Source organism: Roseovarius mucosus (assembly GCF_002080415.1).
GTDB classification, from domain to species: domain Bacteria; phylum Pseudomonadota; class Alphaproteobacteria; order Rhodobacterales; family Rhodobacteraceae; genus Roseovarius; species Roseovarius mucosus_A.
This window is the reverse complement of sequence record NZ_CP020474.1, coordinates 3,104,588-3,130,387: the sequence shown is the minus strand read 5'-3', so window position 1 is coordinate 3,130,387 and position 25,800 is coordinate 3,104,588. Positions and strand designations below refer to the sequence as shown.

The following is a 25,800-nucleotide window of genomic DNA, read 5'->3' as shown; positions in this document are numbered from 1 at the left end:
GGATCATTTGTCCTGACGTAGCCCCGCCTGCGTCAGGGCCGCATCCAACGGCGCAAGGTCTGGCACCTGCAAGCGCATCGGCAGGCTGATCACCTTGCGCCGGAACGCCAGTGGTAACCGCACGGCATCCTCTTCTGTCGTCACCAGCTGGGCGCGGCGCAAAGACGCCTCTCGCTCCAACCGCGCCAATAGGCCCGGACCATAGGCTTCCTTGGTGGCCAACGCCTCAAAGCGCACAGGCTCTGCCCCAAGCCCCCGCAACATGGCAAAGAAAAGCGCCGGATCTTCGCCCCCCGCAAAGGCCAAGACCCGCGCGCCCGCCCAATCCATGCCCGTTTCCAGCGGTTGCAATTCGCCCGCCATCACCGGCGATGAAATCCGCGCGCCCCATAGCGCTGCAAACCGCGCCTGCGCGGCATGCGACCCCACCTTCAGCATCAGGTGAACCCGCGCCAACCCAGCCTCCAACGGCTCGGCAAGTGGCCCAGCCGGACGACACCGCCCATTGCCAAAGCCGCGCACGGCATCGACCACCCCAATGGACAGGTCCTTGATCAACGCGGGATCGCGCAGCCCGCCCATCATCACGAAACAATCGGCAGACCCCTCCGCCAAGGCCGCCCGCGCGCCCTCAGCCCAGTCGGGCGCAACCCAAGTCGGCGCAAAATCGGCCGCAAGCAGCGCAGCGCCCCCAACCTCCTCCGCACAATGGCGGCGCGGATCAATCCGAACCGGCCCCGCCGCCCCGCGCGCAAGGATCACGGGCGCAAACCCAAGCCTCTGCACCTGCCCGATCACCGCCAGCACCGCAGGCAAATTGCCCACGCTCCCCGCCGCCAACATATCGACCGAGATCACCGGCACCGGCGCACGCCAGCCAACCTGATCTGCCCCCGCGCGCCGCGCACGCCAGAGCGCCCAAGGGGTCAAAAGCCGCGCGCGCAAACCGGGCCGATCCGGTGGCGTGAACCAATAGGCGGGCAGGCTCATCGCGCGGCGTCCAGCCTGTCCAGCCGATCCAGCAGCATATCTTGAATACGGTCAGTCACAGCCGCCCCACGCGAGGCCACATCCCACGCCGCATGCGCCATCACCGCCGCCTGATCCGGCGCAATCAACCGCTGCACCGCCGCTGTCAGCGTCGGGCTGTCGCGCACAATCCGCGCCGCCCCCGCCTCGGCATAGCGCGAATAGCGATTGAGATAGCGGCCCACATTGGGGCCATAAAGGATTGCCGAGCCATGCGCGGCGGGCTCATTGGGATCGCGCCCATGTTGTCCAGACACCAGCGACGAGCCCATGAACGTCACCGGGGCCAGACGATACCACAGCCCCATCTCGCCCCGCGTATCGGCCAGAATCACCTGCGTTGTCTCGCTTGGGATCTCGCCCTCGGACCAGACCGCCACCCGCCAACCCTGCGCCTCCAGCGTGGCGCGCATCTCGGCGCAGTCCTGCAAATCGTCCGGCACAAGGATCAGCACGCTGCGATGCGCCAGACGGCTGACTTCACGGTGGGTTTCCAGCACGGTTGCCAATTCATCGCGGTGGATGCGCGAGGCCAACCAGATCGGGCGACTGCGCAAAAGGCCCGCCATCTCTTCGCGCTCGGCGGCATTAAACGGCAGCGTCATCGCCCCTTCTTGGAACGCGCCCGTGACGGTCACGATCCGTTCGGGTGCCCCAAAGCGGCGCACCAGCCGTGCCGCCGCTTCGGTCCGCGTCAGGATTTCCGTAAATAGCCCCAGCACCGCGCGCGGCATGTCGGGAAACCAACGCCAGCTTGCCCGGTCCAGATTTTCCTCGTCGGCATCAACCAGATAAAGCGGGGTCGCCATCCGCGAGGCACAGATCAGCAGCGCAGGCCGCAAATCGCCGCCCGTCCACACACAGATATCAGGCCGCCAATGGGCCAAAAATGCCTCAGCGGCGGGCAGGTTATCCTCGGGCACTGTCTGCCAGATGACCGATGCCGCCATGTCGGTCCGGGCCGGGGTCGTGCTTGATGTGGTCAACAAAAGATGCAAGCCGCGCCGCTGCGCCGCCAACCGCTCCGCAAGATGCACCAGCGTGTCCGCGCGCGCCGCATCGACCGCATGCGCCCAAATCAAGGGCCCGGGCGGGCGCACCTGATCCGGCACAGGGCCCGCGCGCCCGGCGCGGCGCGCATAGGCCAAATAGGCCGATAGGCTAAGCGACCGGCTCACGCCAGCACCCCGGCAAGCGCCGCCAAGGCCGATGCAATCAGACTTTCAGGCGCGACATGCTCGACCGGCGCCCCATGCTCTCGCAGCGCTCCGGCAAGGCCCTCTGCTTGTGATCCATCCGCAATCAGCACCACGCTTTGCCCTAGCCAATAGGGCCGCGCCGCAGCCAATTCCGCCGCCAACAGATGCCCGGTGATCGCGGCCGAATCCCCGCGCACCTCCGCCCCCCGCAGATGCGCCGCCAATCGTTCCGGACGGCTGAGCGTATCAGCCATGGCCTCAGCAGAGGGCAGCACCGCACCGCCCAAAAGACGCACCAGCCGGGGCGTCACAAAGCTCTGGCAACTCACCGCCTCGCCCGCGCTCAGATGCACCCAATGGCTCAGGTCGCGCCCGACCACCCAAGCCACCCCATCCCATTGCGCCCGCGCCTGCAAAAGACCGATCAGCAAAAGGCGCACCCAAGCGTCGATCACATCGGGCGGGGTGTCCTGAACCAGCGGGGCCAGACCCCGCCCACCTTGGGGCAATACCTGCGTGGGCAAGTGATCCCCCTGCCCCTCACCGATGCGAAACACCCGCTGCGGCATCGACAGGAGCTGCGCCCGCGCAGCTGCTTCATCCGGGGCTGCGGCCTGCTCGACGATCCGCGCGCCCTGCATCACAAAGGCGCGCGCGCACGCTCCGTCATGGCCGATGGCGGCCCAATCGGTCATTGTCGGCGTTCAAGCTGCGCCACAAGACCGGACATGTCATAGCCCGCCTTCGCGGTCGCGCGCAGGATCTCGTCCGCACCCAAGTCTTCGAACCGCGTGATGCTCCACAGCATCGTGCAGCGCGTGCCAGAGCGGCAATAGGCAAGGATCGGCTTGGGCATTTCCTCTAGCGCCACGCGAAACTCGTCCAGCGCAGCCTGCGTCATCTGCCCAGAATGGATGGGCACCCACCGCACCGCCAGCCCCGCCGCTTCTGCCGCCGCCGCAACGGCATCAAACGCAGGCTGCCCATAATCCTCGCCATCCGGTCGGTTGCACAGGATCGAGCGATATCCGGCATCGACGAGAGCGGCCACATCCGCCACCTCGATCTGCGGGGACACAGTGAAATCTTGGGTAATCAGGCGCAAGTCCATGAGGCTCTCCAGCAGGGTTTGGCCCATCTATGCGCAAATCCCCCGCCGGATTCAATGGGACAGACGTCACCGTGACAGAGCGGCGCGCGGCGATACGCCACGCACGCAACTCTGCATCAAAGCCGAAGATTCTTGCAGGACATCCCGAATTTTGCCGAAATTTACAGCGTTCGGCCTGCAAAACCGGGAAATCCGGGAAAACCGCAGACGTAACCTCTGGTAGAGTAACCTACCGGGCGCCGTCAGGATGCCCGGACAAGCAACAACAACGAGGGAGATCCTGTCATGTCTGGAAAGTTCGTCGTCGGCTACGACGGCAGCGTGTCATCGCGACGCGCCTTGGAATTCGCGGTAGACCGCGCACGCGCTCAGGGCGGCACCATCGTTCTGGCGCATGTGCTTGAATGGTCGCCCTATTCCTTCCTGACCGCAAGCGAATTGGAAGAGCGCCACAAACGCCGCCGCGAAGAAATGGAACGCGCCGAAAAGGCGATCACTTCCACCGTCGTGGCCGAATTGCAGGACAGCGGGATGCCGGTTGAGACCATGATCCGCTACGGCAATACCGCCGATCTGCTCTGCCGTATCGCCAAAGAGGTGAACGCCGTTCAAATCGTGATCGGGCGTGATGGCCAGTCGGCGATTGGCGCGCGGGTGTTCGGATCAGTCGCCGGTGCGCTCGTTCAGACAGCGCCGGTGCCCTGCACCATTGTTCCATAAAATATAGAAACAACAGGGATGATAAAAATGAAACGATACGCATTTCCTGCGGCGGCTGCGGTCGGGGCGGCATTGCTTGCCATGCCCGCCCATGCACAATCCGTTGATGAAAAGGTCAATCAGATCTTCGCAAGTTCAACCGGCTGGTTCGTCAATCTGATCTTTTCCAACTTTCCGGGCACCTCCTTTCCGTGGATCGTGGCTTGGTTGGTGATTGGTGCCACCGTGTTCACGCTCTATTTCGGCTTTATCCAGTTTCGCGCGATCGGCCATTCCATTGCATTGGTCAAAGGCGACTACTCCGACCCCAACGATGCCGGTGAGGTCAGCCATTTTCAGGCGCTCGCGACGGCCCTCTCGGGCACTGTCGGCCTTGGCAATATCGCAGGCGTCGCCGTTGCGGTCAGCATCGGTGGCCCCGGTGCCACCTTCTGGATGATCCTTGCGGGCCTCATGGGCATGGCGTCTAAGTTTACCGAATGCACCTTGGGCGTGAAATACCGCAACGAATACCCCGACGGGCGCGTTTCCGGCGGCCCGATGTATTACCTGACCAAGGGCTTTGCCGAACGCGGCGTGCCGGGTGGCAAAATCCTCGCCGTGCTCTTCTCGATCTTTTGTATCCTTGGCGCGCTTGGCGGCGGCAATATGTTTCAGGCCAATCAGGCGCATCAGCAGATTGCGGGCATCGTCGGCGCATATCCGGGCTGGATCACCGGCGTGATTTTTGCCGGTGTGGTCTTTGCGGTGATCGTGGGCGGCCTGAAATCCATCGCGCGGGTCACCGAAAAGGTCGTGCCGTTCATGGGTATCCTCTATGTCGGCACAGCGCTTATCATCATCGTGATGAACGCGGATCAGATCGGCTGGGCGTTTGGCCAGATTTTCGAAGGGGCCTTTACCGGGCTTGGCGTCGCGGGCGGCATGGTCGGCGCGCTCATTCAGGGCTTCAAACGCGCCGCCTTCTCGAACGAGGCTGGTGTTGGTTCGGCGGCCATCGCCCATTCGGCGGTGCGCACCAAGGAACCAATCACCGAAGGGTTCGTATCGCTGCTTGAGCCTTTCATCGACACCGTGGTGATCTGCACCATGACCGCTCTTGTGATCATCATCACCGGGCAGCTTGTTGCAGGACCGGATGGCAATTACCTGCTCAACGAAGCGGGCACCGCGATCCAAACCGTCGGCGGCACTTCGGGCGTGGGCCTCACCTCGGCGGCCTTTGGCAGTGCGATCAGTTGGTTTCCTTATGTTCTGGCAATCGCCGTCGTGCTCTTTGCCTTTTCCACCATGATCAGCTGGTCCTATTACGGCCTCAAGGCCTGGACCTATCTCTTTGGCGAAGGCGAGACCAAGGAACTGGTGTTCAAGGTGATCTTCTGCATCTTCGTGGTGATCGGTGCCGCCGCCAATCTTGGCCCGGTGATCGACTTCTCGGATGCGGCGATCTTTGCCATGGCAGTGGTCAATATCATCGGGCTCTACATCCTGATGCCCATCGTCAAACGCGAGTTGGACAGCTACCTCAGCCGGCTCAAATCAGGCGAAATCAAGAAGTTCGAGTAACTTTTCACCCGATTTGACAATCATGGGGGCCAGCGGACATCCGCTGGCCCCTTTGGATTCATAGAGATCATGCATAGGTAGACGTCAGAACGACACGACGATTTTCCCTCAAGGAGGACCCGTTATGGACAAAGAAACATACCAGAACAAGCTGCAAGCCCAACTCGATCAATGGAAAGCCGAAATCGACAAGCTGCAAGCCCAGTCGCGCGAGGCGTCTGCCGACATGCAGATCAAATATCAGGAGCAGATCAAAGAGCTGCGCGAGAAACGCGCCGACATGGCAGCCCAGTATGACAAGATTGAGGCCGCCAGCATCGAAGCGTGGAAAGATTTCAAGACCGGCGCAGACGAGGCTTGGGACAACATGTCCAAAGCCATGAAATCAGCATGGGGTCGGTTTGGCTAACTGTCTGCCCAGCCTTTTCAACTGCCGCCACGCAAGCGCCATAACAGGCGCTTGCGTGCTTTTTCAGAGGTAGAATGGCCTGCTCAGGCTGCCGCAAACCCGGCATCAAGCGCCGACAGGATCACGTTCACCTCAGCCTCGGAAATCACCAGAGGCGGCGACATCAGGATATTATGCGCCCCCAGACGCACCATCGCCCCCGCCTCATACGTCGCCTGATGCACCCGCTTCATGGTCGCGGCATCCATGGGCGTCTTTTTCGCGCGGTCGCTGACCAGCTCGATTCCCATCATCAAGCCATGACCGCCACGCACATCACCGATGATGTCGTATTTTTCGGCCAGCTTCTTGACCCCTTCATAAAGCTGCGTGCCGCGCACAGCGGCATTGCTCTTGGTATCCAGCCGCAGCGTTTCTGACAGGCAGGCCACCACCGCCGCCGCCCCCACGGGATGCGCCGAATAGGTGTAGCCGGTCCAGATGCTGCCCTCTGGCCCCGCCTTTTCAAACACCTCGGCGACCTTGTCGCCCAGAACCACGCCGCCCACAGGGAAATAGCCGCTGGTGATGCCCTTGGCGATGGTCATCATGTCGGGCTTGACGCCCCAATGCCGGGCTCCGGTCCAATCCCCCGTGCGCCCAAATCCGGTGATCACCTCGTCCGAGATCATCAGAATGCCGTAGCGGTCGCAGATATCGCGCATATGCTTCATAAAGGACGCATCCGGCACGATCACACCGCCAGCCCCTTGAATAGGCTCCATGATAAAGGCGGCAATCGTGCTGGGGTCCTGAAACTCGATCTCATCCACCATGGTGGCAGCAATCTTTTCCGCCAGTTTGGCCCCATCCATCTCATCGAACGGGTTGCGATAGGTATAGGGGCTGGGCAGATGAAAACAGCCCGGCAACAGCGGCTCATAGGTGATCCGGAACCGGTTGTTGCCATTGACCGACGCACCACCCCAATGGGTGCCGTGATAGCCCTTTTTCAGGCTCAGGAACTTGGTGCGCGTCGGCTCGCCCCGCAGGCGATGATATTGCCGCGCCATGCGCAGCGCCGTGTCCACGCTGTCCGACCCGCCCGAGGTGAAAAAGACGCGCGTCATCCCATCCTCGGCAAAGAACTCCTGCACCGCATAAGAGGCTTCGATGGCCGCAGGGTTGGTGCTGCCGGCAAAGGCAGAATAATAAGGCAATTGCCAAAGCTGATCGGAAATCGCCTGCTTCACCACATCGTTGGAATAGCCAAGGTTGACGCACCACAGGCCCCCCACCGCATCCACCGGATCATGCCCGTCGATATCGGTGATCCGCACACCTGCGGCACTTTTGATGATTTTCGGCGCATTGGCCTGCTGCTCACCGGGATGCCCCATCGGGTGCCACAGATGGCGCGCGTTCATCTCACGCAGGAAATTGTCGTCTTTCATGGGGTGCTCCGGCAGGTAGAGGGAATTTGATCAAATTCTGCCACTGCCGTGCGAAACTGTCCAGAGGGATAAACGGGCCGGGATACGCAATCCCGACCCAACCCCGCTTGGTGGATCACTCCGACAGCTTTTCCTCGATGATCGCCTTGAGATCGTCATAGGCCATGTTGGCATATTTCTGCTCGTTGATCACCAGCGTCGGCGTCGACTCGACGCCATGGGCCTCGGCGTTCTCTTGATACCACGCGACCAGCGCCTTGGCCTTTTCGGTGTCATTGAGACAGGCCTCAACCGCATCCGGCTCCAGCCCCGCAACCTTGCCGATCCGCCGCAGGTTGTCGGCAATCGCGGCAGGCTCGCCTTGGGTCCATTCCCCCTGCTGCTCATAAATCATGTCCGAGATGCCAAAGAATTTCTCGGGCCCGCCACAGCGCGCCACCATCGACGCCCATAGGCCGAACCGGTCAAAATAGACATCGCGATAGATGAAATGCACCTTGTCCGTGTCGATATACTCAGCCTTCAACTGCTTGAGCGGCCCCTTGTGAAAATTGGCACAATGCGGACAGGTAAAGGACGCGTATTCGATGATCGTCACCTTGGCATCCTCTGGCCCCATCGTCATTTCGACGATTTGCGATGTATCCGGGGCCGCCTCTTGCGCCACGGCGGGTCCGGTAAGCATGGCAAGGGCCAGCGCCCCGGTTGCGATCAAGTGTTTCATATCATTATCCTTGGTCTGATGGGTCAGTCAGTGTTGTGACTTTGTTAACACGTTGCGCGCCAGCCTTTCCAGCGCCGCCCGCAATCCATCGTCGGTCACAGGTGCGGCAAGGCTCGTGGCGGTTTGCAGCGTCTCGGGTGCCACGACGGGCGGGGCCGCCACTTTGGGCCGATGGGTGAACTCCACCTGCCCCTCTGCAAAGCCCACGGGCGCGGTCTGAGTGATGCGGATACGCGCGATGGCATTGTAGCCATAGACGGCATTGACCCGCTCGCGCAGCTTTTCCTTCTGCATCTCCAGCATCGGGGCCTGCGCGCCGGTCGTGAGCAACGTGAGCGTCGCCCCCATACCCTGCCGCGCATAGGACACTTCGACGGGCCGCGCGATGGCGGCGATGTCGTCGCCCACCACTTCGGCCCAATGCGTCAATAGCCGCGATTGCGCAAATCCACGGCTCTCGGAGGCGCGGCGTATGCTGGTCTGCAACAACGCCGAGGTGCGTTTGAACCCGTATGTCGCGGCCTTGCGGCTGGTCATGGTTGGCGCTCTCCTCACTGGCGCTAATCTATGGCATGTGACAGGGGATACCAGAGCCGATTGCGCGGCAAGGGGGTAAACTATGCGTTATTTCGCCGAGGCCGAAAGCCTGCTTGCGTGGTATGATACCCATGCCCGCGACCTGCCTTGGCGGATCAGCCCCGCAGCCCGCGCGGCTGGTGCCCATCCCGATCCCTACCGTATCTGGCTGAGCGAGGTGATGCTCCAACAGACCACCGTCGCGGCGGTCAAATCCTATTTCCTGCGCTTCACCACGCTTTGGCCCACCGTCGCCGATCTTGCCGCGGCCGAGGATGCGCAGGTCATGGGGGAATGGGCCGGACTGGGCTATTACGCCCGCGCCAGAAACCTTCTGAAATGCGCGCGCGTTGTGGTGCGCGATCATGGCGGGCGGTTTCCCGACACGCTTGACGGCCTGCGCGCCCTGCCCGGCATCGGGCCTTATACCGCCGCCGCCATTGCAGCGATTGCCCACGATCAACCGCATGTCGTGGTAGACGGCAATGTCGAACGGGTGATGGCCCGGCTCTATGATATCCATACCCCCCTCCCCACCGCCAAGCGCGCGTTGACCGAGGCGGCAGCGCGCCTTACCCCCCGCTTGCGGCCCGGCGATTATGCTCAGGCGGTGATGGATCTTGGCGCCACCATTTGCACGCCCAAATCCCCCGCCTGCGGTCTTTGCCCGTGGCGTGCGCCCTGTGCGGCCCGCGCCGCAGGCACCGCCCAACATCTCCCCCGCAAACTGCCCAAAACGCCCAAGCCGGTGCGCCATGGTCACGCCTATGTCGCCCGTCGCGCCGATGGCGCATGGCTCTTGGAACGCCGCCCCGATAGCGGCCTCTTGGGCGGCATGCTGGGCTGGCCCGGCAGCGACTGGGGCGAATCTCCGCTCCACACACCGCCCATCGCCGCCGACTGGCAACAGCTAGAGGCCGAAGCGCGCCACACTTTCACTCATTTCCACCTCCGCCTCACCGTCCACGTGGCCTTTGTGCCCGATGGCGTGCCCCCCGAACGTGGCATGTTCCTATCTGACGCAGCGTTTCGCCCCACAGAGCTGCCAACCCTCATGCGAAAGGTCTTTGACCTCGCGCGGGCTGCGCTAAACTATACCCCATAACGCAAGCGCGAAACTTCTCAGGACCGTTCCATGATACCCGCCGACAAGGTTGCCCAACTGCACCGCGCCCTGCCCTTCTGGATGTCGCTTATCTTGCTCCCTGTGGCCGTCTTGGGCGCATTGCAAGGCGGCTGGACCGTGCTTTTGTTGCCTCTGACCACATGGTATTTTTTCTCGATCCTCGACGCCTTTCTCGGGCTCTATACCGAGAATGCCGATCTTGAGACGCGCGACGATCAACTGACCTGGTATCGCGCGATCACCCTGATCTGGGCACCGTTCCAATTTGGCCTGCTCTATTGGTTGATCTGGTATGTCACAGGCCCGGGCGACGCGCATCTCAGCCCGCTGGAAACCATCCTTCTGTTCTTCGGGGTGGGGGTGATCACCGGTACTGTGGGCATCAACTATAGCCATGAACTCATGCACCAGAAAAACCGGAGCGAGCGATTTCTTGGCGATGTTCTGCTCGCCATGGTGCTTTATTCGCATTTCCGGTCAGAGCATCTTTTGGTGCACCACCGCTACGTCGGCACCCCCCGCGATCCCGTCACAGCCCGCTATAACGAGGGGTTTCACCGCTTTTTCCCGCGCGTGCTGCGGCAAAGCTGGCAGTCAGCCTTCAAGGCCGAGGCCGAGATGCTCGCCCGCCGCAACTTGCCTTGGCACGACCTCAAGAACCCGTTTTTCAAATACTGGGCACTCCAAGGCTTCATGGCCCTGCTTGCCGTTCTGATCGGCGGCTGGATTGGGCTTGGCCTGTTTTTCTGGCAAGCCTTTGTCGCGATTTGGCAGCTAGAGCTTGTAAACTACATCGAACATTACGGCCTCACCCGCAAACATCTCGGTGGCGGCAAATACGAGCATGTTCAACCGCGCCATAGCTGGAACGCGGCACACAAGGCGTCAAATTGGCTGTTGATCAACCTGCAACGCCATTCCGATCATCACTACAAACCCGATCGCCGCTTTCCGCTCTTGCAGAACTATACCGAGGCGGACGCGCCGCAATTGCCCTATGGCTATCCGGTGATGACCATGGCCGCCATGGTTCCGCCCATTTGGCGGCGGGTGATGAACCCCCGCGTGCGCCGCTGGCGCGAGATGTATTACCCCGAGATCACCAATTGGCGACCCTATAATCGCGCCAGCACCCCGATGCCGCGCTAGACGTACATCGGCCGGGGCCAAAGGCCGCGCGCGGCGTATCGACACTGAAGTAAGCGGTATCCAAAGGGTCAAACTGATGGAGTTTGACAAGGATCGTGCAGCCCTCTGAGAAAGAACTGCATGGATGCGCTTGGCGGCCCCTCCTGCACGTCAGAGAGGCAACGCACCGGTCAGGTCAAGCGCGCTCGATCACCGCCTGTGCCTCGGCAAAAGACAACAACCGGCGTCCCTGTTCATCCCAAAGGTGGAGCCGCGCATTGGCGAGGCTCTCGCGGATGGTCATCCGGTTGATTTCCGCCAATTGCGCGTGATCGCGCAACGCCTCAGGCAGCCGATAAAACGGGATACGGCTGTTGACGTGATGCACGTGGTGAATCCCAATATTGGCGCTCAGCCATTGCAGCCAGCCGGGCAACACGTAATGCGAACTGCCCTCAAGGGCGGCATCATGCAATTGCCAGTTTTCCTCGGCCTCCCAATGGGTGGTCTCGAATTGATGCTGCACGTAGAACAGCCACACCCCCGCCGTCGCCGCCAGAACGGTCGAGGGCAAAAAGATCAAGAGGATCGGCATCAGCCCACCGAACCAGCCCACCAAACCCAGCACCAGCAACAAAGCGGCATTGGTGGCCATTGCGCTAACCCAATAGCGCGCTTTGCCCATGAAACCGAGCGGCAGACGGTTTTCCAGCAAAAAGATATACCCCGGCCCCAGCCCGAACAGAACCAGCGGGTTGCGGTAAACCCGGTATTTCAGGCGCTGAAACGGCGTCAGCGCAGCATATTCCGCAACCGTCAGCGTGTCGATATCGCCAATCCCCCGCCGCCCCAGATTGCCCGAGGAACTGTGGTGGATCGAATGCGAATGCCGCCACACGTCATAGGGCGTAAGCGTCACAACCCCAAGCACCCGGCCAAGCCAGTCATTCATCGACCGGCTCTTGAAAAAGGCCCCGTGGCCGCAATCATGCTGGATCGCAAAGAGGCGCAAGAGGAACGGCGCGGCACAAAGCGCCAGCACGACACTCAGCACATAACTCAGCGACAAAGCCCACCAAGCCAGCCCCCAAAGTGCGAGGAACGGACCAACGGTCACGGCCAGTTCGAATGCAGCACGGGGCGAACTCGGCTCGCGGTATTTCGCAAGGAGTTGCGCCCATTCCCTGCCAGCACGTGTTTCGGGTGGCAGCGGGGCGGGGTGGGGTTGATCGAGCATGTGCCTGTTTTTTTTGGTACCGATTGCCAAACTCATAGAGGATTGACCAGCGTTTGCAAACGTTGCGTCACCCTACCCCCTGCGCTATTTGACCACGTTTGAGAAATTTATGACCCTACGTCACGCAAAAGCCCCGCAAGACGACCTTGCGGGGCTTTGCAGTTCATAAAATGGGTCGACTCACTCAGCTTGTCTTCTTGCCCTTGATCGGCGCCCAGATCCGCTTGTTGGTCAGATAGAGCAATACCGACAGGATCGTCAGAAAGATCACCCCGGTCAGGCCCGCATGCTTGCGCGCCATCATCTTGGGTTCTGCGGTCCACATCAGGAAGGCCGCAACATCCTCGGCCTGCTGTTCCAGCGTGGCAACGGTGCCGTCGTCATATTCGACATCGTCACCCCAGAGCGGCTGGCCCATGGCGATCCAGCTACCGGGCACCGTGTGATGGCCATCCTCATCCTTGCACTCGTCCGGATAGCCACCGGCGGTGAAGGCCGCGTTATACGTGCCGGTGAAATCCTCCGGCGCGCATTCCGGCGCTTCGTGATACCCGACCATCAGCGAGTAGATGTATTCCGCCCCGCCCATACCGTTGAAAAGCTGGCTCAGACCGGTGCCGTAGGGGCCATGAAACCCCGCACGCTTTTTGGCCATAAGGCTCAGGTCCGGCGCACTGGCAGAGGTGACAGCCGGAAAATGGTCGGTCGGGGTGGCGGGCCGGAAATCGTCAAGCTCCGGGTCGAACACCTCGAACTGCTCGGAATAGGCAAAAACCTGATCCTGAGGCAGCTGCGGCCCCCCCTCGTCCCCCAAGGTCCGAAGCGGCACATATTGCAGGCCGTGGCACGCCGCGCAGACCTGCGTATAGACCTTCAGACCGCGCTGAAGCTGGTTCTGGTCAAACTTGCCGAACGGACCTTCAAAGGAAAAGGCGACGTCCTCGATATGCCCCTCGCCCCCGGCGGCCAATGCGCCGCCAGTCGAGAGGGACAGGGCCACAAGGGCCGCAATGCCTGTTGTCTTGAACATTGTCATCCGTCCTTTCTTATTCGGCGGGCGTGTGGGCCTTGCCATAATGCGCATCGAAGTCTTCCTCGATGGTGGCAGGCTGGGCCTCGGGTTTCTCGATCACGCCCAAGAGCGGCAGGATCACCAGGAAATAGGCGAACCAATAGGCCGACGCGATCAACGAGATGGTCGAATAGGGCGGCTCGGCGGGCATTGCGCCAACCCAGGTCAACACGACAAAGTCGATCACCAAAAGCCAGAACCACCACTTGAACATCGGACGATAGCGGCCCGACCGCACCGAAGAGGTATCAAGCCACGGGGCCAAAGCCATGACCGCGATCGCACCGAACATCGCCAACACACCAAAGAACTTGGCGTCGATGATGCCACCGGTGATCCAGCTGGCGAACATCACCACCCAGACATCGCCGGTAAAGGCGCGCAGGATCGCGTAGAACGGCAGGAAGTACCATTCCGGCACGATATGCGCAGGCGTGACCAGAGGGTTCGCTTCGATGTAGTTGTCGGGGTGGCCAAGGTAGTTGGGCATAAAGCCGACAACCGCAAAGAACACCACCATGATCACGGCAAGCGCGAACAGGTCCTTGATCACGAAATAGGGCCAGAACGGCACAGTATCGCGAGCGGCCTCATCCTTGGACGTGCGGCGCACATCAACCCCGGTTGGGTTGTTGTTGCCGGTGGTGTGGAACGCCCAGATATGCAGCGCAACCAGTGCGGCAATAACGAACGGCAGCAGATAATGCAGCGAGAAGAAGCGGTTCAGCGTGGCATTGTCCACCGCCGGCCCACCCAAAAGCCAGGTTTGGATCGAGTCGCCGATGAACGGGATCGCACCAAAGAGACCGGTGATCACCGTGGCCCCCCAGAACGACATCTGGCCCCAAGGCAGCACGTAACCCATGAACGCCGTACCCATCATCATCAGATAGATGAGCATGCCGATGATCCATGTCACCTCACGCGGGGCCTTGTAGGACCCATAGTAGAGGCCGCGGAAAATATGCAGATAAACCGCAACAAAGAACAGCGACGCGCCGTTCATGTGCAGATAGCGGATGAAGTGGCCGCCATTCACGTTGCGCATGATATGCTCAACGCTGGCAAAGGCCAGATCGACATGCGGCGTGTAATGCATCACCAGAATGATGCCGGTAACGATTTGCAGCACCAGACAGAAGGTCAGAACGATCCCCCAAATCCACATCCAGTTCAGGTTCTTGGGCGTGGGGATCATGATGGTGTCATAGAGCAAGCCGACGATGGGCAGGCGCGAATGCAGCCATTTCTCGCCGCTCGTCTTGGGCTCGTAGTGATCGTGCGGAATTCCGGACATTTGCGCGTTTCCTTATCCCAGTTGGATCGTGGTTTCGTCGAGGAATGTGGCGACGGGAATCCACAGGTTCTCAGGCGCCGGACCTTTGCGGATACGGCCAGCCGTGTCGTAATGCGACCCGTGGCAAGGGCAGAACCAGCCGCCAAAATCGCCCGATCCGTCGCCAATCGGCACGCAACCCAGATGGGTGCACACGCCGATCATCACGAGCCATTCGCCCGCCTCATCCAGCGTGCGGTTCTGGTCCGACGCATCAAGCGCGAGGTCATTACGGTTCTGTGCATTCTGGTCCGGCAGTTCCGCCAGCTCAACGGCACGGGCAGCTTCAATCTCTTTTTCCGTGCGGCGACGGATGAAAACCGGCTTGCCCAAGAATTTGACGCTGATCTGCGTGCCGGGCTCAACGCCCGAAACATCGACGCGGATCGAGGACAGCGCCTGCACATCCGCCGAAGGGTTCATCTGGTTGATGAGCGGCCAGATGGCCGCACCTGCGGTCACGGCACCGACGCCTGCGGTCGCATAATAGAGGAAATCCCTCCGGGTGCCTTCGTGATCTTCTGCGTGGGACACGAGAATTACTCCCTATATATCAGAGCCGCAATCGGCCTCATACGATGTTAGGCCACGGGATTCCCATGGCCAGTCTGTGCGGCTATTTAGCGGGGCTTTGGGGGGCCGTCCAGCCTGCATTACCCCAAGATTTGGTCAGAGCGCGCATCTGTCGCGCTTGACCGGCTTCTATCGCGAAATCAGACAGCGCAATGGCCCCCCTCTCTCGCCTGTTGGCGGGGCTTATGCGGGGGCTGTTCGCATCATGCTGTCGCGCGCGGCCATCTTGGCATACCACGCCTCCAGCGCCGGATGCCCAACCCGCCAGCCGCGCGCATCATGGCGGAAATCAAGATATCCCAGCGCACAGCCCAGCGCGATATGGCTCATATCGAGCGGCCCCGCGAGATGGCTCATCCAGCGGCCCTCAACGGCCTCCAGCGCCCGTGCAACCTTGGCCCATTGCCCCTCGACCCAAGGGGCATAGCGGATCTCTTCGGGCCGGAACCGCGCCTCATAGGTCATCGCCAGCGCCGCCTCCATGATCCCTTCGGCAATCGCCTCCAGCGTCAGCACCTCCCAGAGCCGCGCCTCGGGATAAAACCGCCCATCAGCGCGCGCATCCAGATAGCGGGTGATCACCCGGCTGTCATGGATCGCCGGGCCGTCCAGCCGCACCAGCGCCGGTATCTTGCCCAGCGGATTGGCCGCCGCCGCCTGCGGATCGGTCTCAAGCGGTGTGGTGGTCACATCGACCACCTCAACCTGATCGTCCAACCCGGATTCCAGCAAGAGCACGCGGACCTTGCGCACAAAGGGGGACAATGGCGAGGAAATCAGTTTCATGGCGCGCTCCTTTAGATGTTCGCCGCGACCCTAGGCGCAGCCCCCAACGCTGTAAAGCCGCTCAGGCAGGCGGCGCGCGCATCCACTCCGCCAACAAGTCACTCTCTTGCCCCTGCCCCGCCGGCCCCAGATGATCGGCGGCGCGCAGGCGCACATCCTCGGGCTTGTTCTGCCCCAATTTCCACGTGCCTGCGATCTCGTCCACGCGCATTGCACAGGGCACGATCTGCCGCATCATCCGCTCCAGCACCTCGGGTGTCATCTTCTCGGCCCGCCATTCCGGCTTGGGCGCAAGCCGCGCCTCGAACTCCGCCGATTGCCGATCCAAAAGGTCGCGCATCCCCTCCTGCGGCTGCAACGTGACCTCGCCCACCAGATGCACAGCCACGTAATTCCACGTGGGCACCTGATCCTCGACCCCATACCAATCGGGCGAGACATAGGATTGCGGCCCCTCTATCGCCAACCGCGCGCGCAACGGCCCACTCAAAAGCCGCGCAATAGGGTTTGACCGCACCAGATGAAATTCGGCCCGCGTGCCATCGGCATTCAAAAGAAACGGAATATGGCTCATCAGCGGCCCCTCGGGGCTGCAAACGGCCAGAATGCCAAAGCCCCGCGCGCGGGCAAATTCCAGATTGCGCTCGTTCGGTGTCTGACGAAAAGCAGGATTGGGATGCATGGCCTTAGTCCTCGCGCCGGGGGCAGAGAATATCCTCAACGGCCTGCGCCACCCGCAACAGCCGCTCTTCGCCATAGGGCTGACCGCAGAGCATCAGCCCACAGCTGGGCACCCCTGTGGGCAGCGTCACGGCACACAGCCCCAAAAGATTGCCCACCCGCGTATTGCGCAGGGTCAGCAGATTTTCGGTCACGTAATAGTCAGGGTCCGTCAAAAGCCGCGCCTGATCCGGCGGAAGGTTGGGGGCCGAGGGCATGAGCACCGCATCATAGCCCGCAACCCGCGCGGTCCACGCCGCGCGCAGCGCCTCTAACTTGCGCCAGCCCGCCACATAATCCGCCGCACTTATATCTTTGCCACTGCGGAACCGCTCCAGAATCGGCGCAAACATCTTGTCCGGGGCCGCCTCGATCACCTCGCGCCACAAACCATAGGCCTCGCCCGTGAACAGCACCGGCGACAGCGGTAGCGCCTCGGCCACCTCTGGGGCTTCGATCTCGTCGATCACCGCGCCCGCATCGCGCAGCATTTCCAGCGCCAGCGCATGCGCACGCGCAGGCTCGGGGCGAATATCCTCCATCACGCCCGTGCGCAGCGCCGCAAACCGCAACCCCAAGAGCGAAGCCCCACGCAAATCGGCCGCTTTGCGCCCTTCCAGCGCCGCCAACATCAGTGCGCAATCCTCGACCGAGCGCGCCAGCGGTCCAACCGTGTCGAACCGCAGGCAGAGCGGCACCACCCCTTGCAAAGACACCCGCCCCGACGTGGTCTTGAGCCCGACCAGATCGTTCCACGCCGCAGGGATGCGCACCGACCCGCCAGTGTCCGACCCGATCCCGCACGGGGCCAGATCAAACGCCACGCTCGCCGCCGCCCCCGAGGATGATCCGCCGGGCACAGCGTCGGAATTGTTCACGCAAGGCGGCGTTGCCGTCACCGGGTTCAGCCCCAGTCCGGAAAACGCCAATTCGCTCATATGTGTCTTGCCAAGGCACACCAGCCCCGCCGCCGTGCCATTGCGCAACACCTCGGCATCTCGTTCCGGCACCCGGCCCTTCAACAGCGCCGATCCCGCCTCGGTCGCGACACCCGCGCTGTCAAAGAGGTCCTTCCAACTGACCGGCACCCCGTCCAGCAGGCCCAGACGTTGCCCCGCCTTGGCCCGTGCCGATGCCGCCGCCGCCTCCGCCCGCGCGCGGCTCTCTGTCACAGCGCTGTAGATGCGATCGCGCAGCGGATGGGCGGTGATCGCCGCCAGATAGGTCTCGCACAGCGCCTCGGGGTCAATCTCTCCGCGCGCAATGCCGCGCCCCAGATCGCCCGCCGTCATCCTGAGCCAGTTCTGCATCGCGTTCCCCTATCCGTTCAAAAACCATTGCTAGCGGCAGAGCGGCGCATGGACAATCCCGCGCGCACGCACATATTGGGCGGCATGACACATGACAGCGATCTTCTCATCGTCGGCGGTGGCCTGAATGGCCCCGCTCTTGCGCTTGCCGCAGCACAGGCCGGGCTTTCCAGCACCGTGATCGACGCCCTGCCCGAACCGACCCGCAAAAACGCGGCCTTTGACGGTCGGTCCTATGCTTTGGCGCTCGCCTCCGTGCGGCTCTTGCAAAACCTCGGGATATGGAACCGTGTGGCCGAGCATGCCCAACCGATGTTGGAAATCAAGGTCTCGGACGGGCGCGCGGGCGAAGGGCCATCGCCCTTCTTTCTGCATTTCGACCATGCCGAGATCGAAGAAGGCCCCATGGGCCATATGCTTGAAGACCGCTTTTTGCGCCGCGCCCTGATCGAGGCCATGGCAGAGCAACCGCTGATCACCCAAGTTTCCAACGACACGGTGACAGCCCAAGAAAGCGCCGCCACCGGGGTTACCGTCACGCTGGCCTCGGGCAAAACCCTGACCGGGCGGCTTTTGATCGGGGCCGATGGGCGTAGCTCAGGCACCGCCGCGCGCGCAGGTATCCGGCGCACCGGCTGGGGCTATGGTCAAACAGCACTTGTCGCCGCCATCGAACACGAATTACCGCATCACGGCATCGCGCATCAATTCTTCATGCCCCCCGGCCCGCTTGCCATCCTGCCGCTGCCGGGCAATGTCAGCTCGATTGTCTGGTCTGAAACAGACGCCACCGCCGCCCGGTTTGCCGCCCTGCCCGATGCAGATTTCATGGAGGTGCTGCGGCCCCGCTTCGGCGATTTTCTGGGCGCGATCAAGCTGCGCGGCGCGCGCTATACCTACCCGCTCAGCCTGACGGTGGCCAACAGCTTTGTCGCCGACCGGCTCGCTCTGATCGGCGACGCCGCCCACGGCATGCACCCGATTGCCGGTCAGGGGCTGAACGCAGGCCTGCGTGATGTGGCAGCCTTGGCGCAGGTAATGACCGAAGCCAACCGCCGGGGCGAGGATATCGCGGCACCCGATGTGCTTGCCCGGTATCAACAATGGCGGCGGTTTGATACAGCGACACTGGCCTTGGCCACCGACCTCACCAATCGGCTCTTCTCCAATGACAACCCGATCCTGCGCACCGCCCGCGACCTTGGCATGGGCGCGATCAGCCATATGCCACGCCTGCGCCGGGGCTTCATCCGCGAGGCCGCAGGGCTGACAGGGGATTTGCCCGAGTTGATGAAAGGGTAAGAGGGGCTGCAGATTTTGGCACTGAGGCGCGCGGGGCACATGGGGCAAAAACCGGCATAAACCTACCTTACCCGCGCTCCAGAAACCGGATCATCGTATCGCCATAGCGCCGCTCTTCGATCATCCGCATCCCTTCAGGCGGGGTGATTGCAGCACTTTCCTCCCAGACAATCAGCGCCCCGTCAGAAATCCATCCCCCCTCCAGCGCCGCTGCCAGCGCCTCCTCGCCCAGCCCCTTGCCATAGGGCGGATCGAGAAAGACCAGATCATGCGGCACCATGGGATTATTCCCCGGCTTGCGCGCATCCAGAGGGAATACGCGCGTCTCCTCCTCGGCCCGGCAGAGTGCAATGTTTTGCCGCAAGAGCGACTGCGCCTTGCGCCCGCTTTCGATGAAACTCACGGCCTCCGCCCCGCGCGACAGCGCCTCAAGCCCAAGCGCCCCGGTGCCCGCAAAAAGATCAAGCACCCGCGCGCCCGTCACGGGATCGCCATAGCCCCCGGCCAAGACGTTGAACAGCGCCTCGCGCACCCGGTCTGACGTGGGCCGCAAATGCGCCGCCACATCGCCCTTGCCGACACTGGCCAAAGCCCGCCCGCGATGCGCCCCGCCGATGATCCTCACCCCAGCAACACCTTGAGATCGGCCGCCGCATCCGCGACCACCGCCGGATCAGCAGTCTTGCCCGCATCAATCAACCGCTTGCCCACCATATAGGCGCGTGGATCGTTCATCGCGTCCACCGCCAGCAACTGATCCCCCCGGAAATACCAGAACGACACCGAAGCCGCCCCATCGCGCGTCACGATCCGGTCATAGCCGGTGCTCAGCCCCGCAATCTGCAACTTCACATCATATTGATCCGACCAGAACCACGGCTTGGGCACATAGGCCACAGCGGCCCCCAGGATATTGCCCGCCACACAATCGGCCATGTCGATGGCATTGGGCACGCTCTCGAGCCGCAAACGCCCCTCGCCATGGGGAAAAGACGCGCAATCGCCAACGGCCCAGATTGTGGGATCAGACGTGCGCCCTTGGGCATCTACCGCGATGCCATTGTCAATCGCCAGCCCCGCCGCCTCGGCCAGCGCGGTATCGGGCACGATCCCCACGCCGACAATCACCATATCCACGGCCACCTCGGTCCCATCGGTCAGGCGCGCACCGTTTACCTGCCCGTCACCCAGCAAACGCTCCAATCCCACACCCTCGCGGATATCCACCCCGTGCCGCCCATGCAGCGCGCGGAAATAATCCGAAGTCTCTTTGGCCGCCACCCGTTGCAAGATACGCGGGGCCATCTCGACCAATACCACCTGCATCCCGCGCGAGGCCGCGACCGCCGCCGCCTCAAGCCCGATATAGCCGCCGCCCACAATGAGCACGCGCGCACCCGGCACGAAACCCGGTGCCATCGCATCCACATCCGCCAGCGTGCGCACCACATGCACGCCCCCCAATTCCCCCCCAATCGCCGCAGGCAGGTGGCGGGGGCGCGATCCCGTGGCCAGCACCAGATGCGCATAGCCCAGCCGCTCGGTGCCGATGACAACCTCTTGCGCCGCGCGGTCAATCGCCGTGACGCGCGCATTCAAGCGCAGATCAATACCCGCTTCGGCATAATAGCTTTCGGGCCGCAGATAGAGCCGCTCCAGCGCCATATCGCCCAGCAGGTATTTCTTGGACAGGGGCGGGCGCTGATAGGGCGGCACCGGCTCTTCGCCAATCAGCGTGATGGGGCCATCATAGCCCTCACTGCGCAGCTTTGCCACCAGCGAGGCCCCCGCCTGCCCCGCTCCGATCACCACGACACCCGTCATCTTGCTTTCCCCTTCTTTGGCATGGTCACTTGCCTATCACCGGCCTATACCTACATCCATCCCGAAACCCTCGACAGACAAGGAACGACCATGACCCTTTCTTCCGGCGACAAACTGCCCGATGCAACCCTTCTGAAACTGGGCGAAAAGGGCCCCGAAGCGGTCGATCTCAAGAGCCTGACCGCGGGCCGCAAGGTGGTGATCTTTGCTGTGCCCGGTGCCTATACGCCCACCTGTTCCGCGGCGCATGTCCCCAGCTTCATCCGCACCAAGGCGCAGTTCGACGCGGCAGGCGTGGATGAAATCATCTGCGTCTCGGTCAATGATCCCTTCGTGATGAAGGCCTGGGGCGAGGCCACCGGCGCCACAGAGGCCGGTATCACCATGCTCGCCGATGCCGAAAGCGCCTTCACCAAGGCCATCGGCCTTGATTTCGACGCGCCGCCCGCTGGCCTCTTGGCGCGCTCCAAGCGCTATGCAATGGCGGTCGAGGATGGCACCGTCACGGTGCTGCATGTCGAGGAAAGCCCCGGCACCTGCGAAGTGACCGCCGGCGAATCGCTGCTCGCGGCGATGTAAAGCGGGCCAAGGGTGCGAGGGGCCAGCCCCTCGCGCTCCCCGGAGTATTTGGGCCATAAAGAAACAGCCACGCCCAAACCCTACAGTCCCGGTGGCGTCAGGATGTGACGCAAGAGCGCCAGCGGATGCGCCCGCAGGCTGAGGCGCAGGGCGGTATAATCCTCGACCACCTCCTCGCCCAGCGTCATGGCGGGCAGATGCGCCGCAGGCTCGACAATCCCCTCTCCATCAATATCGCGCGCGAATAATGGCAAGGGCCGCTCTGCCCCAATCGCCCGCGCCTGCCAGAGTGCGTCGCGCCGCGAAAGCCCAAGCGCGGCAAAGACATCCGCCTCGGCCAGACGTGTCAGCGCCGCCGGGGCCACCCCCGCCCGCCGCCAGACATCCTCGGGGCCGACATAGCCATTGCCCCGCGCCGCCGCGATCCAGTCTGCCTCGTCCTGCGCCACGCCCTTGATCTGGCGAAACCCCAGACGCAGCGCCAACCGTCCCCGGCTGTCCGGCTCGATGGTATTGTCCCAATACGAGGCGTTGATACAGACCGGGCGCAGCGTCACGCCATGTTCGCGCACATCCCGCACGATCTGGGCGGGCGCATAAAACCCCATCGGCTGCGAATTCAGCAGCGCACAGGCAAAGATCGCCGGGTGATGGCATTTGAGCCAGGCGCTCGCATAGACCAGATGCGCGAAACTGGCGGCATGGCTTTCGGGAAACCCATAGCTGCCAAAGCCCTCGATCTGGGAAAAACAACGTTCGGCGAAATCGCTGTCATAGCCATTGGCCTGCATGCCACGCAGAAACCGCGCGCGAAATTCACTGACATTGCCGTGCTTCTTGAAAGTGGCGAGCGACCGGCGCAAACGGTCCGCCTCTTCGGGGGTGAACCCCGCGCCGATGATGGCGATCTGCATCGCCTGTTCCTGAAACAGCGGCACGCCCAGCGTCTTGCCCAGCACCCGGCCCAGATCATCCGAGGGAAAGCTGACCGCCTCTTCGCCATTGCGACGGCGGATGAACGGATGCACCATATCACCCTGAATGGGGCCGGGCCGGATGATCGCCACCTGAATCACCAGATCGTAAAAGGTGCGCGGGCGCATGCGCGGCAGGAAATTCATCTGCGCCCGGCTTTCGACCTGAAAGACCCCCAGACTGTCGGCGCGGCTCAGCATCTCGTAGACTTGGGCGTCCTCGGGCGGCAGGGTTGCAAGACTATAGGCCTGCCCGCGATGCTGCCCCAAAAGGTCAAAGGCCTTGCGGATACAGGTCAGCATCCCCAGCGCCAGCACATCGACCTTGAGAATACCCAGCGCGTCGATGTCATCCTTGTCCCAGCAAATGACCGTGCGCCCCTCCATGCTGGCATTCTCGATGGGCACCAATTCATCCAGCCGCCCCTCGGTGATGACAAAGCCGCCGACATGCTGGCTCAGGTGCCGGGGAAAGCCGATGATCTCGCGGATCAGCGCCAGCGTTCGCGCCAGACGCGGATCGCGCGGATCAAGCCCGATCTCGGCCAGGCGCGCCGGCTCCAGCGCGCCCTCACCGCCATGCCCCCAGATCTGCGAGGTCATCGCGCCCAGCAAATCCTCTGACAGGCCCATGGCGCGGCCCACCTCGCGGATGGCGCGTTTGGTGCGGTAATGGATCACCGTGGCGCAAAGGCCCGCGCGATGCCGCCCGTAACGCTCATAGATCCACTGGATCACCTCCTCGCGGCGCTCATGCTCGAAATCCACGTCGATATCGGGCGGCTCGTCGCGCGCCTCAGAGACAAAGCGCTCGAACACCATCGTGCCGATCTCGGGGCTGACAGAGGTCACGCCAAGGCAATAGCAGACCACCGAATTGGCCGCCGATCCGCGCCCCTGGCACAGGATGCCGCGTGAGCGGGCAAAAGCAACCACGTCATGCACGGTCAGGAAATAAGGCTCGTAGCGCAGCTTGGCGATCAGGGCCAATTCATGCTCCATCATGCCACGCACCCGCGCGGGTGCACCGCCCGGATAGCGCCACTCAAGCCCCGCCTCCGCCAACCGCCGCAGCCGCTGCGCGGGGGTCTCATTCTCGGCAACCTCGCTGGGATATTCATAGCGCAATTCATCCAGCGAAAAATCCAGCCGCGCCGCCAGTGCCGCGGCGCGGCTGACCGCCCCCTCATGCCCCGCAAAAAGGCGGCGCATCTCCTCCTCTGAACGCAGGCGCTGTTCGGCATTGCGCAGCGCATGACGGCCCAGCCGGTCCACCGTCACCCCCAGGCGGATCGCGCTCAGCACATCGGCCAGACGGCGGCGATAGCCGCGATGCAGGATCGGTGCCGCCGCCGCCACCGTCGGCAGGCCCAGCCGCGCCGCCAGCCCCGCCAACCGCTCGAACCGCGCCGGATCGCGCCCGTCATAGCGCGGGCTGAGCAAGAGCGCGACAGAGCCCCCCCAGCGCGCCGCCAATTGCAGCAGCTGCGCCTGCCACGCGCGCCCCGGTGCCGGGTGCACCAACAGATGCAGCCCCGCCGCCCCCGCCAGCACATCCGCCAACCCCAGATCGCACGCGCCCTTTATCGCCCGCTGCCGCCCAAGGCTGATGAGGCGACAAAGGCTGGCCCAGCCGCCACGATCCACCGGCAGGGCGGTGATCTCGATCCCCTCGCGCAGCACCAGCCGCGCCGCAGGAATGAGGCGCGGGCAATTGGCCCAATCGGGCGGTGCTGCAGGCTGCGGCGCAGGTGGCCCGATGGGCCCCTGCCGTGCCTCCAGTGCCTGCCGCGCGGCGACCTCGCGCGCAATCTCGCGCGCTGCGGCATGGGCGCGCACGATGCCCGCAACCGAATTCACATCGGCAATCGCCACACCCGAAAGGCCCAGCGCCGCGGCATGGCGGATATACTCCTCAGGATGCGACGCCCCGGTGAGAAAGGTGAAATTCGACGTGGCAGAAAGCTCGGCAAAGGGCATGGCGGCACTGATTCCCAGACCCATGCAGTATGTTCACTTTTTGTTCCAATTTCCAGCCCTGCTATGGCCGCCCTCAGCGGCGCTCAGCTGTGCAAGCGCCCCCTTGCAGACAGCGCAGCGCCTTGTCCAGCATCGCGGGCGTCGGCTCTGCATGGCCCATGCCGCCGCAAGGGTCCACCGCCAGCACATAACCGCCGTCCCGCCGCTCCAGAAATCCCAGATACTGGGTTCCCGGCACCGCCGAGGCGCACCACGGGCCAAAACATTGCACATCAAGCGTGATGGCGCGATCAAACGCCTGATCGAACCCACCCTTTGTCAGCGCCTGCCCCGTCAACCGCGCCGGAATAAGCGTATGCGCGGGCTTTTGTTGCGGGATCATATCCGTGCTGGGCAGACGCGCCGGATCAAAGGACAGCCGCCCATGCACCACGATATAGGTCTCCGCCGCCTCTGCCGCGCGCCGATAGGTCTCGGCCACATCCTGTGGAAAGCAACTCAGCGCAACCGCCGGTCCCGCCAACACCAAGCCCAGCGCAAGAACCGCCGCCCGGATCACAGCAACGCCCCGAATTCGTCCAGCACACGGGAATAAACCGCGCGCTTGAAGGGCACGATATTGGCCTCCAGATCACTGGGCGGCAACCAGCGCCATTCGGAAAACTCCGGGTGATCGGTGGCGATATTCACATCTGTATCTTGGCCCAGAAACCGCATCAGCACCCATTTCTGTTCTTGCCCCCGATACCGCCCCTTCCAGATGCGCGGCACCATCTCCTGCGGCAAATCATAAGTCAGCCAGCCGGTTGTTTCCGCCTCAACGCGCACCTTGTCCGCTGTAACGCCGGTTTCTTCCCACAACTCGCGCAGGGCGGCTTCGGTCACGCTCTCGCCTTTGTCGATCCCGCCCTGCGGCATCTGCCAGGCGGGAACCTCATTGTCGATCCGCTGGCCCACAAACACCTGCCCCGCCGCATTGACCAGCATCACCCCCACGCACTGGCGATAGGGCAGTTTCGCAATCTCTTCGGGCGTCATCGTCGGGCCTCTCAGCTTGGGTCGCGGGCAGAGTGCGGCGTGCAGCCG

Annotated in this window: 26 protein-coding genes; 7 read left to right on the top strand and 19 right to left on the bottom strand. The window is 62.8% G+C overall.

What is annotated here, in order from left to right:
• Positions 1–3: 3 nt before the first annotated feature.
• The 4 genes from ROSMUCSMR3_RS14765 to ROSMUCSMR3_RS14750 are packed head-to-tail and all read right to left on the bottom strand — an operon-like array spanning position 4 to position 3,366.
• A complete protein-coding gene (locus ROSMUCSMR3_RS14765) occupies positions 4–990 on the bottom strand; it encodes a tetraacyldisaccharide 4'-kinase (protein WP_081507806.1) in 987 nt (328 codons plus the stop codon).
• Positions 987–2,207 (bottom strand): 3-deoxy-D-manno-octulosonic acid transferase, encoded by a 1,221-nt coding sequence (locus ROSMUCSMR3_RS14760; RefSeq protein WP_081507805.1) that lies wholly within the window; start codon positions 2,205–2,207, stop codon positions 987–989. The genes ROSMUCSMR3_RS14765 and ROSMUCSMR3_RS14760 overlap by 4 nt, the downstream gene beginning before the upstream one ends.
• The gene (locus tag ROSMUCSMR3_RS14755) at positions 2,204–2,923 is read right to left on the bottom strand and encodes a 2-dehydro-3-deoxygalactonokinase (protein WP_081507804.1); all 720 of its coding nucleotides are present in this window, start codon (positions 2,921–2,923) and stop codon (positions 2,204–2,206) included. The genes ROSMUCSMR3_RS14760 and ROSMUCSMR3_RS14755 overlap by 4 nt, the downstream gene beginning before the upstream one ends.
• Positions 2,920–3,366, bottom strand: a complete 447-nt coding sequence (locus ROSMUCSMR3_RS14750) for a TIGR01244 family sulfur transferase (protein WP_008281835.1) — start codon at positions 3,364–3,366, stop codon at positions 2,920–2,922. The genes ROSMUCSMR3_RS14755 and ROSMUCSMR3_RS14750 overlap by 4 nt, the downstream gene beginning before the upstream one ends.
• Positions 3,367–3,624: 258 nt before the next feature.
• Here ROSMUCSMR3_RS14750 and ROSMUCSMR3_RS14745 point away from each other — a divergent pair, with 258 nt between their 5' ends.
• The 3 genes from ROSMUCSMR3_RS14745 (at position 3,625) to ROSMUCSMR3_RS14735 (ending at position 6,034) form a co-directional block, all read left to right on the top strand.
• Entirely contained in the window at positions 3,625–4,059 is a 435-nt protein-coding gene (locus ROSMUCSMR3_RS14745; RefSeq protein WP_008281834.1) for a universal stress protein, read from the top strand.
• Between the two features lie 27 nt (positions 4,060–4,086).
• On the top strand, positions 4,087–5,625 hold the full coding sequence (locus tag ROSMUCSMR3_RS14740) for an alanine/glycine:cation symporter family protein (RefSeq protein WP_008281833.1): 1,539 nt from the start codon (positions 4,087–4,089) through the stop codon (positions 5,623–5,625).
• Positions 5,626–5,749: 124 nt separating this feature from the next.
• The gene (locus ROSMUCSMR3_RS14735; RefSeq protein WP_081507803.1) at positions 5,750–6,034 is read left to right on the top strand and encodes a conserved coiled coil protein; all 285 of its coding nucleotides are present in this window, start codon (positions 5,750–5,752) and stop codon (positions 6,032–6,034) included.
• An 83-nt stretch (positions 6,035–6,117) separates the two neighbouring features.
• Here the strand turns inward: ROSMUCSMR3_RS14735 and ROSMUCSMR3_RS14730 are convergent, their stop codons facing one another.
• The 3 genes from ROSMUCSMR3_RS14730 to ROSMUCSMR3_RS14720 all read right to left on the bottom strand — a co-directional run bounded on the left by ROSMUCSMR3_RS14730 (position 6,118) and on the right by ROSMUCSMR3_RS14720 (position 8,728).
• On the bottom strand, positions 6,118–7,467 hold the full coding sequence (locus tag ROSMUCSMR3_RS14730) for an aminotransferase class III-fold pyridoxal phosphate-dependent enzyme (protein WP_081507802.1): 1,350 nt from the start codon (positions 7,465–7,467) through the stop codon (positions 6,118–6,120).
• 115 nt (positions 7,468–7,582) lie between these two features.
• Positions 7,583–8,191 carry a DsbA family protein gene (locus ROSMUCSMR3_RS14725; protein WP_081507801.1) on the bottom strand — a complete coding sequence of 203 codons (609 nt, stop codon included), beginning with the start codon at positions 8,189–8,191 and terminating at the stop codon, positions 7,583–7,585.
• A 27-nt stretch (positions 8,192–8,218) separates the two neighbouring features.
• On the bottom strand, positions 8,219–8,728 hold the full coding sequence (locus ROSMUCSMR3_RS14720; RefSeq protein ID WP_081507800.1) for a DUF721 domain-containing protein: 510 nt from the start codon (positions 8,726–8,728) through the stop codon (positions 8,219–8,221).
• Between the two features lie 82 nt (positions 8,729–8,810).
• On the opposite strand from ROSMUCSMR3_RS14720, the gene mutY reads away from it, so the two are divergent.
• Complete coding sequence (mutY, locus tag ROSMUCSMR3_RS14715) at positions 8,811–9,872, top strand: A/G-specific adenine glycosylase (protein ID WP_081507799.1); 1,062 nt, start codon at positions 8,811–8,813, stop codon at positions 9,870–9,872.
• 30 nt (positions 9,873–9,902) lie between these two features.
• Positions 9,903–11,042 carry an alkane 1-monooxygenase gene (locus tag ROSMUCSMR3_RS14710; protein WP_081507798.1) on the top strand — a complete coding sequence of 380 codons (1,140 nt, stop codon included), beginning with the start codon at positions 9,903–9,905 and terminating at the stop codon, positions 11,040–11,042.
• Between the two features lie 175 nt (positions 11,043–11,217).
• Here the strand turns inward: ROSMUCSMR3_RS14710 and ROSMUCSMR3_RS14705 are convergent, their stop codons facing one another.
• From ROSMUCSMR3_RS14705 to ROSMUCSMR3_RS14675, 7 genes are all read right to left on the bottom strand, one after another.
• Positions 11,218–12,258 (bottom strand): fatty acid desaturase, encoded by a 1,041-nt coding sequence (locus ROSMUCSMR3_RS14705; RefSeq protein WP_008281825.1) that lies wholly within the window; start codon positions 12,256–12,258, stop codon positions 11,218–11,220.
• A gap of 184 nt (positions 12,259–12,442) precedes the next feature.
• A complete protein-coding gene (locus ROSMUCSMR3_RS14700; RefSeq protein WP_008281824.1) occupies positions 12,443–13,294 on the bottom strand; it encodes a cytochrome c1 in 852 nt (283 codons plus the stop codon).
• Positions 13,295–13,304: 10 nt separating this feature from the next.
• A complete protein-coding gene (gene petB, locus ROSMUCSMR3_RS14695; protein WP_008281823.1) occupies positions 13,305–14,627 on the bottom strand; it encodes a cytochrome b in 1,323 nt (440 codons plus the stop codon).
• Between the two features lie 12 nt (positions 14,628–14,639).
• A complete protein-coding gene (gene petA / locus ROSMUCSMR3_RS14690) occupies positions 14,640–15,200 on the bottom strand; it encodes a ubiquinol-cytochrome c reductase iron-sulfur subunit (protein WP_008281822.1) in 561 nt (186 codons plus the stop codon).
• Positions 15,201–15,422: 222 nt separating this feature from the next.
• Positions 15,423–16,025, bottom strand: coding sequence for a glutathione S-transferase (locus tag ROSMUCSMR3_RS14685; protein WP_008281821.1), 603 nt, complete (start codon positions 16,023–16,025; stop codon positions 15,423–15,425).
• Positions 16,026–16,086: 61 nt separating this feature from the next.
• On the bottom strand, positions 16,087–16,707 hold the full coding sequence (locus ROSMUCSMR3_RS14680) for an FMN-binding negative transcriptional regulator (RefSeq protein WP_081507797.1): 621 nt from the start codon (positions 16,705–16,707) through the stop codon (positions 16,087–16,089).
• A gap of 4 nt (positions 16,708–16,711) precedes the next feature.
• Positions 16,712–18,055, bottom strand: a complete 1,344-nt coding sequence (locus tag ROSMUCSMR3_RS14675) for an amidase (RefSeq protein WP_081507796.1) — start codon at positions 18,053–18,055, stop codon at positions 16,712–16,714.
• A 48-nt stretch (positions 18,056–18,103) separates the two neighbouring features.
• On the opposite strand from ROSMUCSMR3_RS14675, the gene ROSMUCSMR3_RS14670 reads away from it, so the two are divergent.
• A complete protein-coding gene (locus tag ROSMUCSMR3_RS14670; RefSeq protein WP_081507795.1) occupies positions 18,104–19,357 on the top strand; it encodes an FAD-dependent monooxygenase in 1,254 nt (417 codons plus the stop codon).
• Between the two features lie 67 nt (positions 19,358–19,424).
• Here ROSMUCSMR3_RS14670 and rsmD read toward each other — a convergent pair whose 3' ends face one another.
• Together rsmD and ROSMUCSMR3_RS14660 are read right to left on the bottom strand one after the other, a co-directional pair.
• On the bottom strand, positions 19,425–19,982 hold the full coding sequence (gene rsmD, locus ROSMUCSMR3_RS14665) for a 16S rRNA (guanine(966)-N(2))-methyltransferase RsmD (RefSeq protein ID WP_081507794.1): 558 nt from the start codon (positions 19,980–19,982) through the stop codon (positions 19,425–19,427).
• Complete coding sequence (locus tag ROSMUCSMR3_RS14660; protein ID WP_081507793.1) at positions 19,979–21,181, bottom strand: NAD(P)/FAD-dependent oxidoreductase; 1,203 nt, start codon at positions 21,179–21,181, stop codon at positions 19,979–19,981. The genes rsmD and ROSMUCSMR3_RS14660 overlap by 4 nt, the downstream gene beginning before the upstream one ends.
• Before the next feature lie 90 nt (positions 21,182–21,271).
• Between ROSMUCSMR3_RS14660 and ROSMUCSMR3_RS14655 the strand changes: the two genes are divergently transcribed.
• Entirely contained in the window at positions 21,272–21,760 is a 489-nt protein-coding gene (locus ROSMUCSMR3_RS14655) for a peroxiredoxin (RefSeq protein WP_037298091.1), read from the top strand.
• Positions 21,761–21,840: 80 nt separating this feature from the next.
• Here ROSMUCSMR3_RS14655 and ROSMUCSMR3_RS14650 read toward each other — a convergent pair whose 3' ends face one another.
• From ROSMUCSMR3_RS14650 to ROSMUCSMR3_RS14640, 3 genes are read right to left on the bottom strand one after another with little or no spacing between them, the layout of a single operon-like run.
• Entirely contained in the window at positions 21,841–24,738 is a 2,898-nt protein-coding gene (locus ROSMUCSMR3_RS14650; RefSeq protein WP_237183458.1) for an error-prone DNA polymerase, read from the bottom strand.
• Positions 24,739–24,787: 49 nt separating this feature from the next.
• A complete protein-coding gene (locus ROSMUCSMR3_RS14645; protein ID WP_081507792.1) occupies positions 24,788–25,273 on the bottom strand; it encodes a hypothetical protein in 486 nt (161 codons plus the stop codon).
• The gene (locus ROSMUCSMR3_RS14640; RefSeq protein WP_081507791.1) at positions 25,270–25,752 is read right to left on the bottom strand and encodes an RNA pyrophosphohydrolase; all 483 of its coding nucleotides are present in this window, start codon (positions 25,750–25,752) and stop codon (positions 25,270–25,272) included. The genes ROSMUCSMR3_RS14645 and ROSMUCSMR3_RS14640 overlap by 4 nt, the downstream gene beginning before the upstream one ends.
• Between the last annotated feature and the right edge of the window lie 48 nt (positions 25,753–25,800).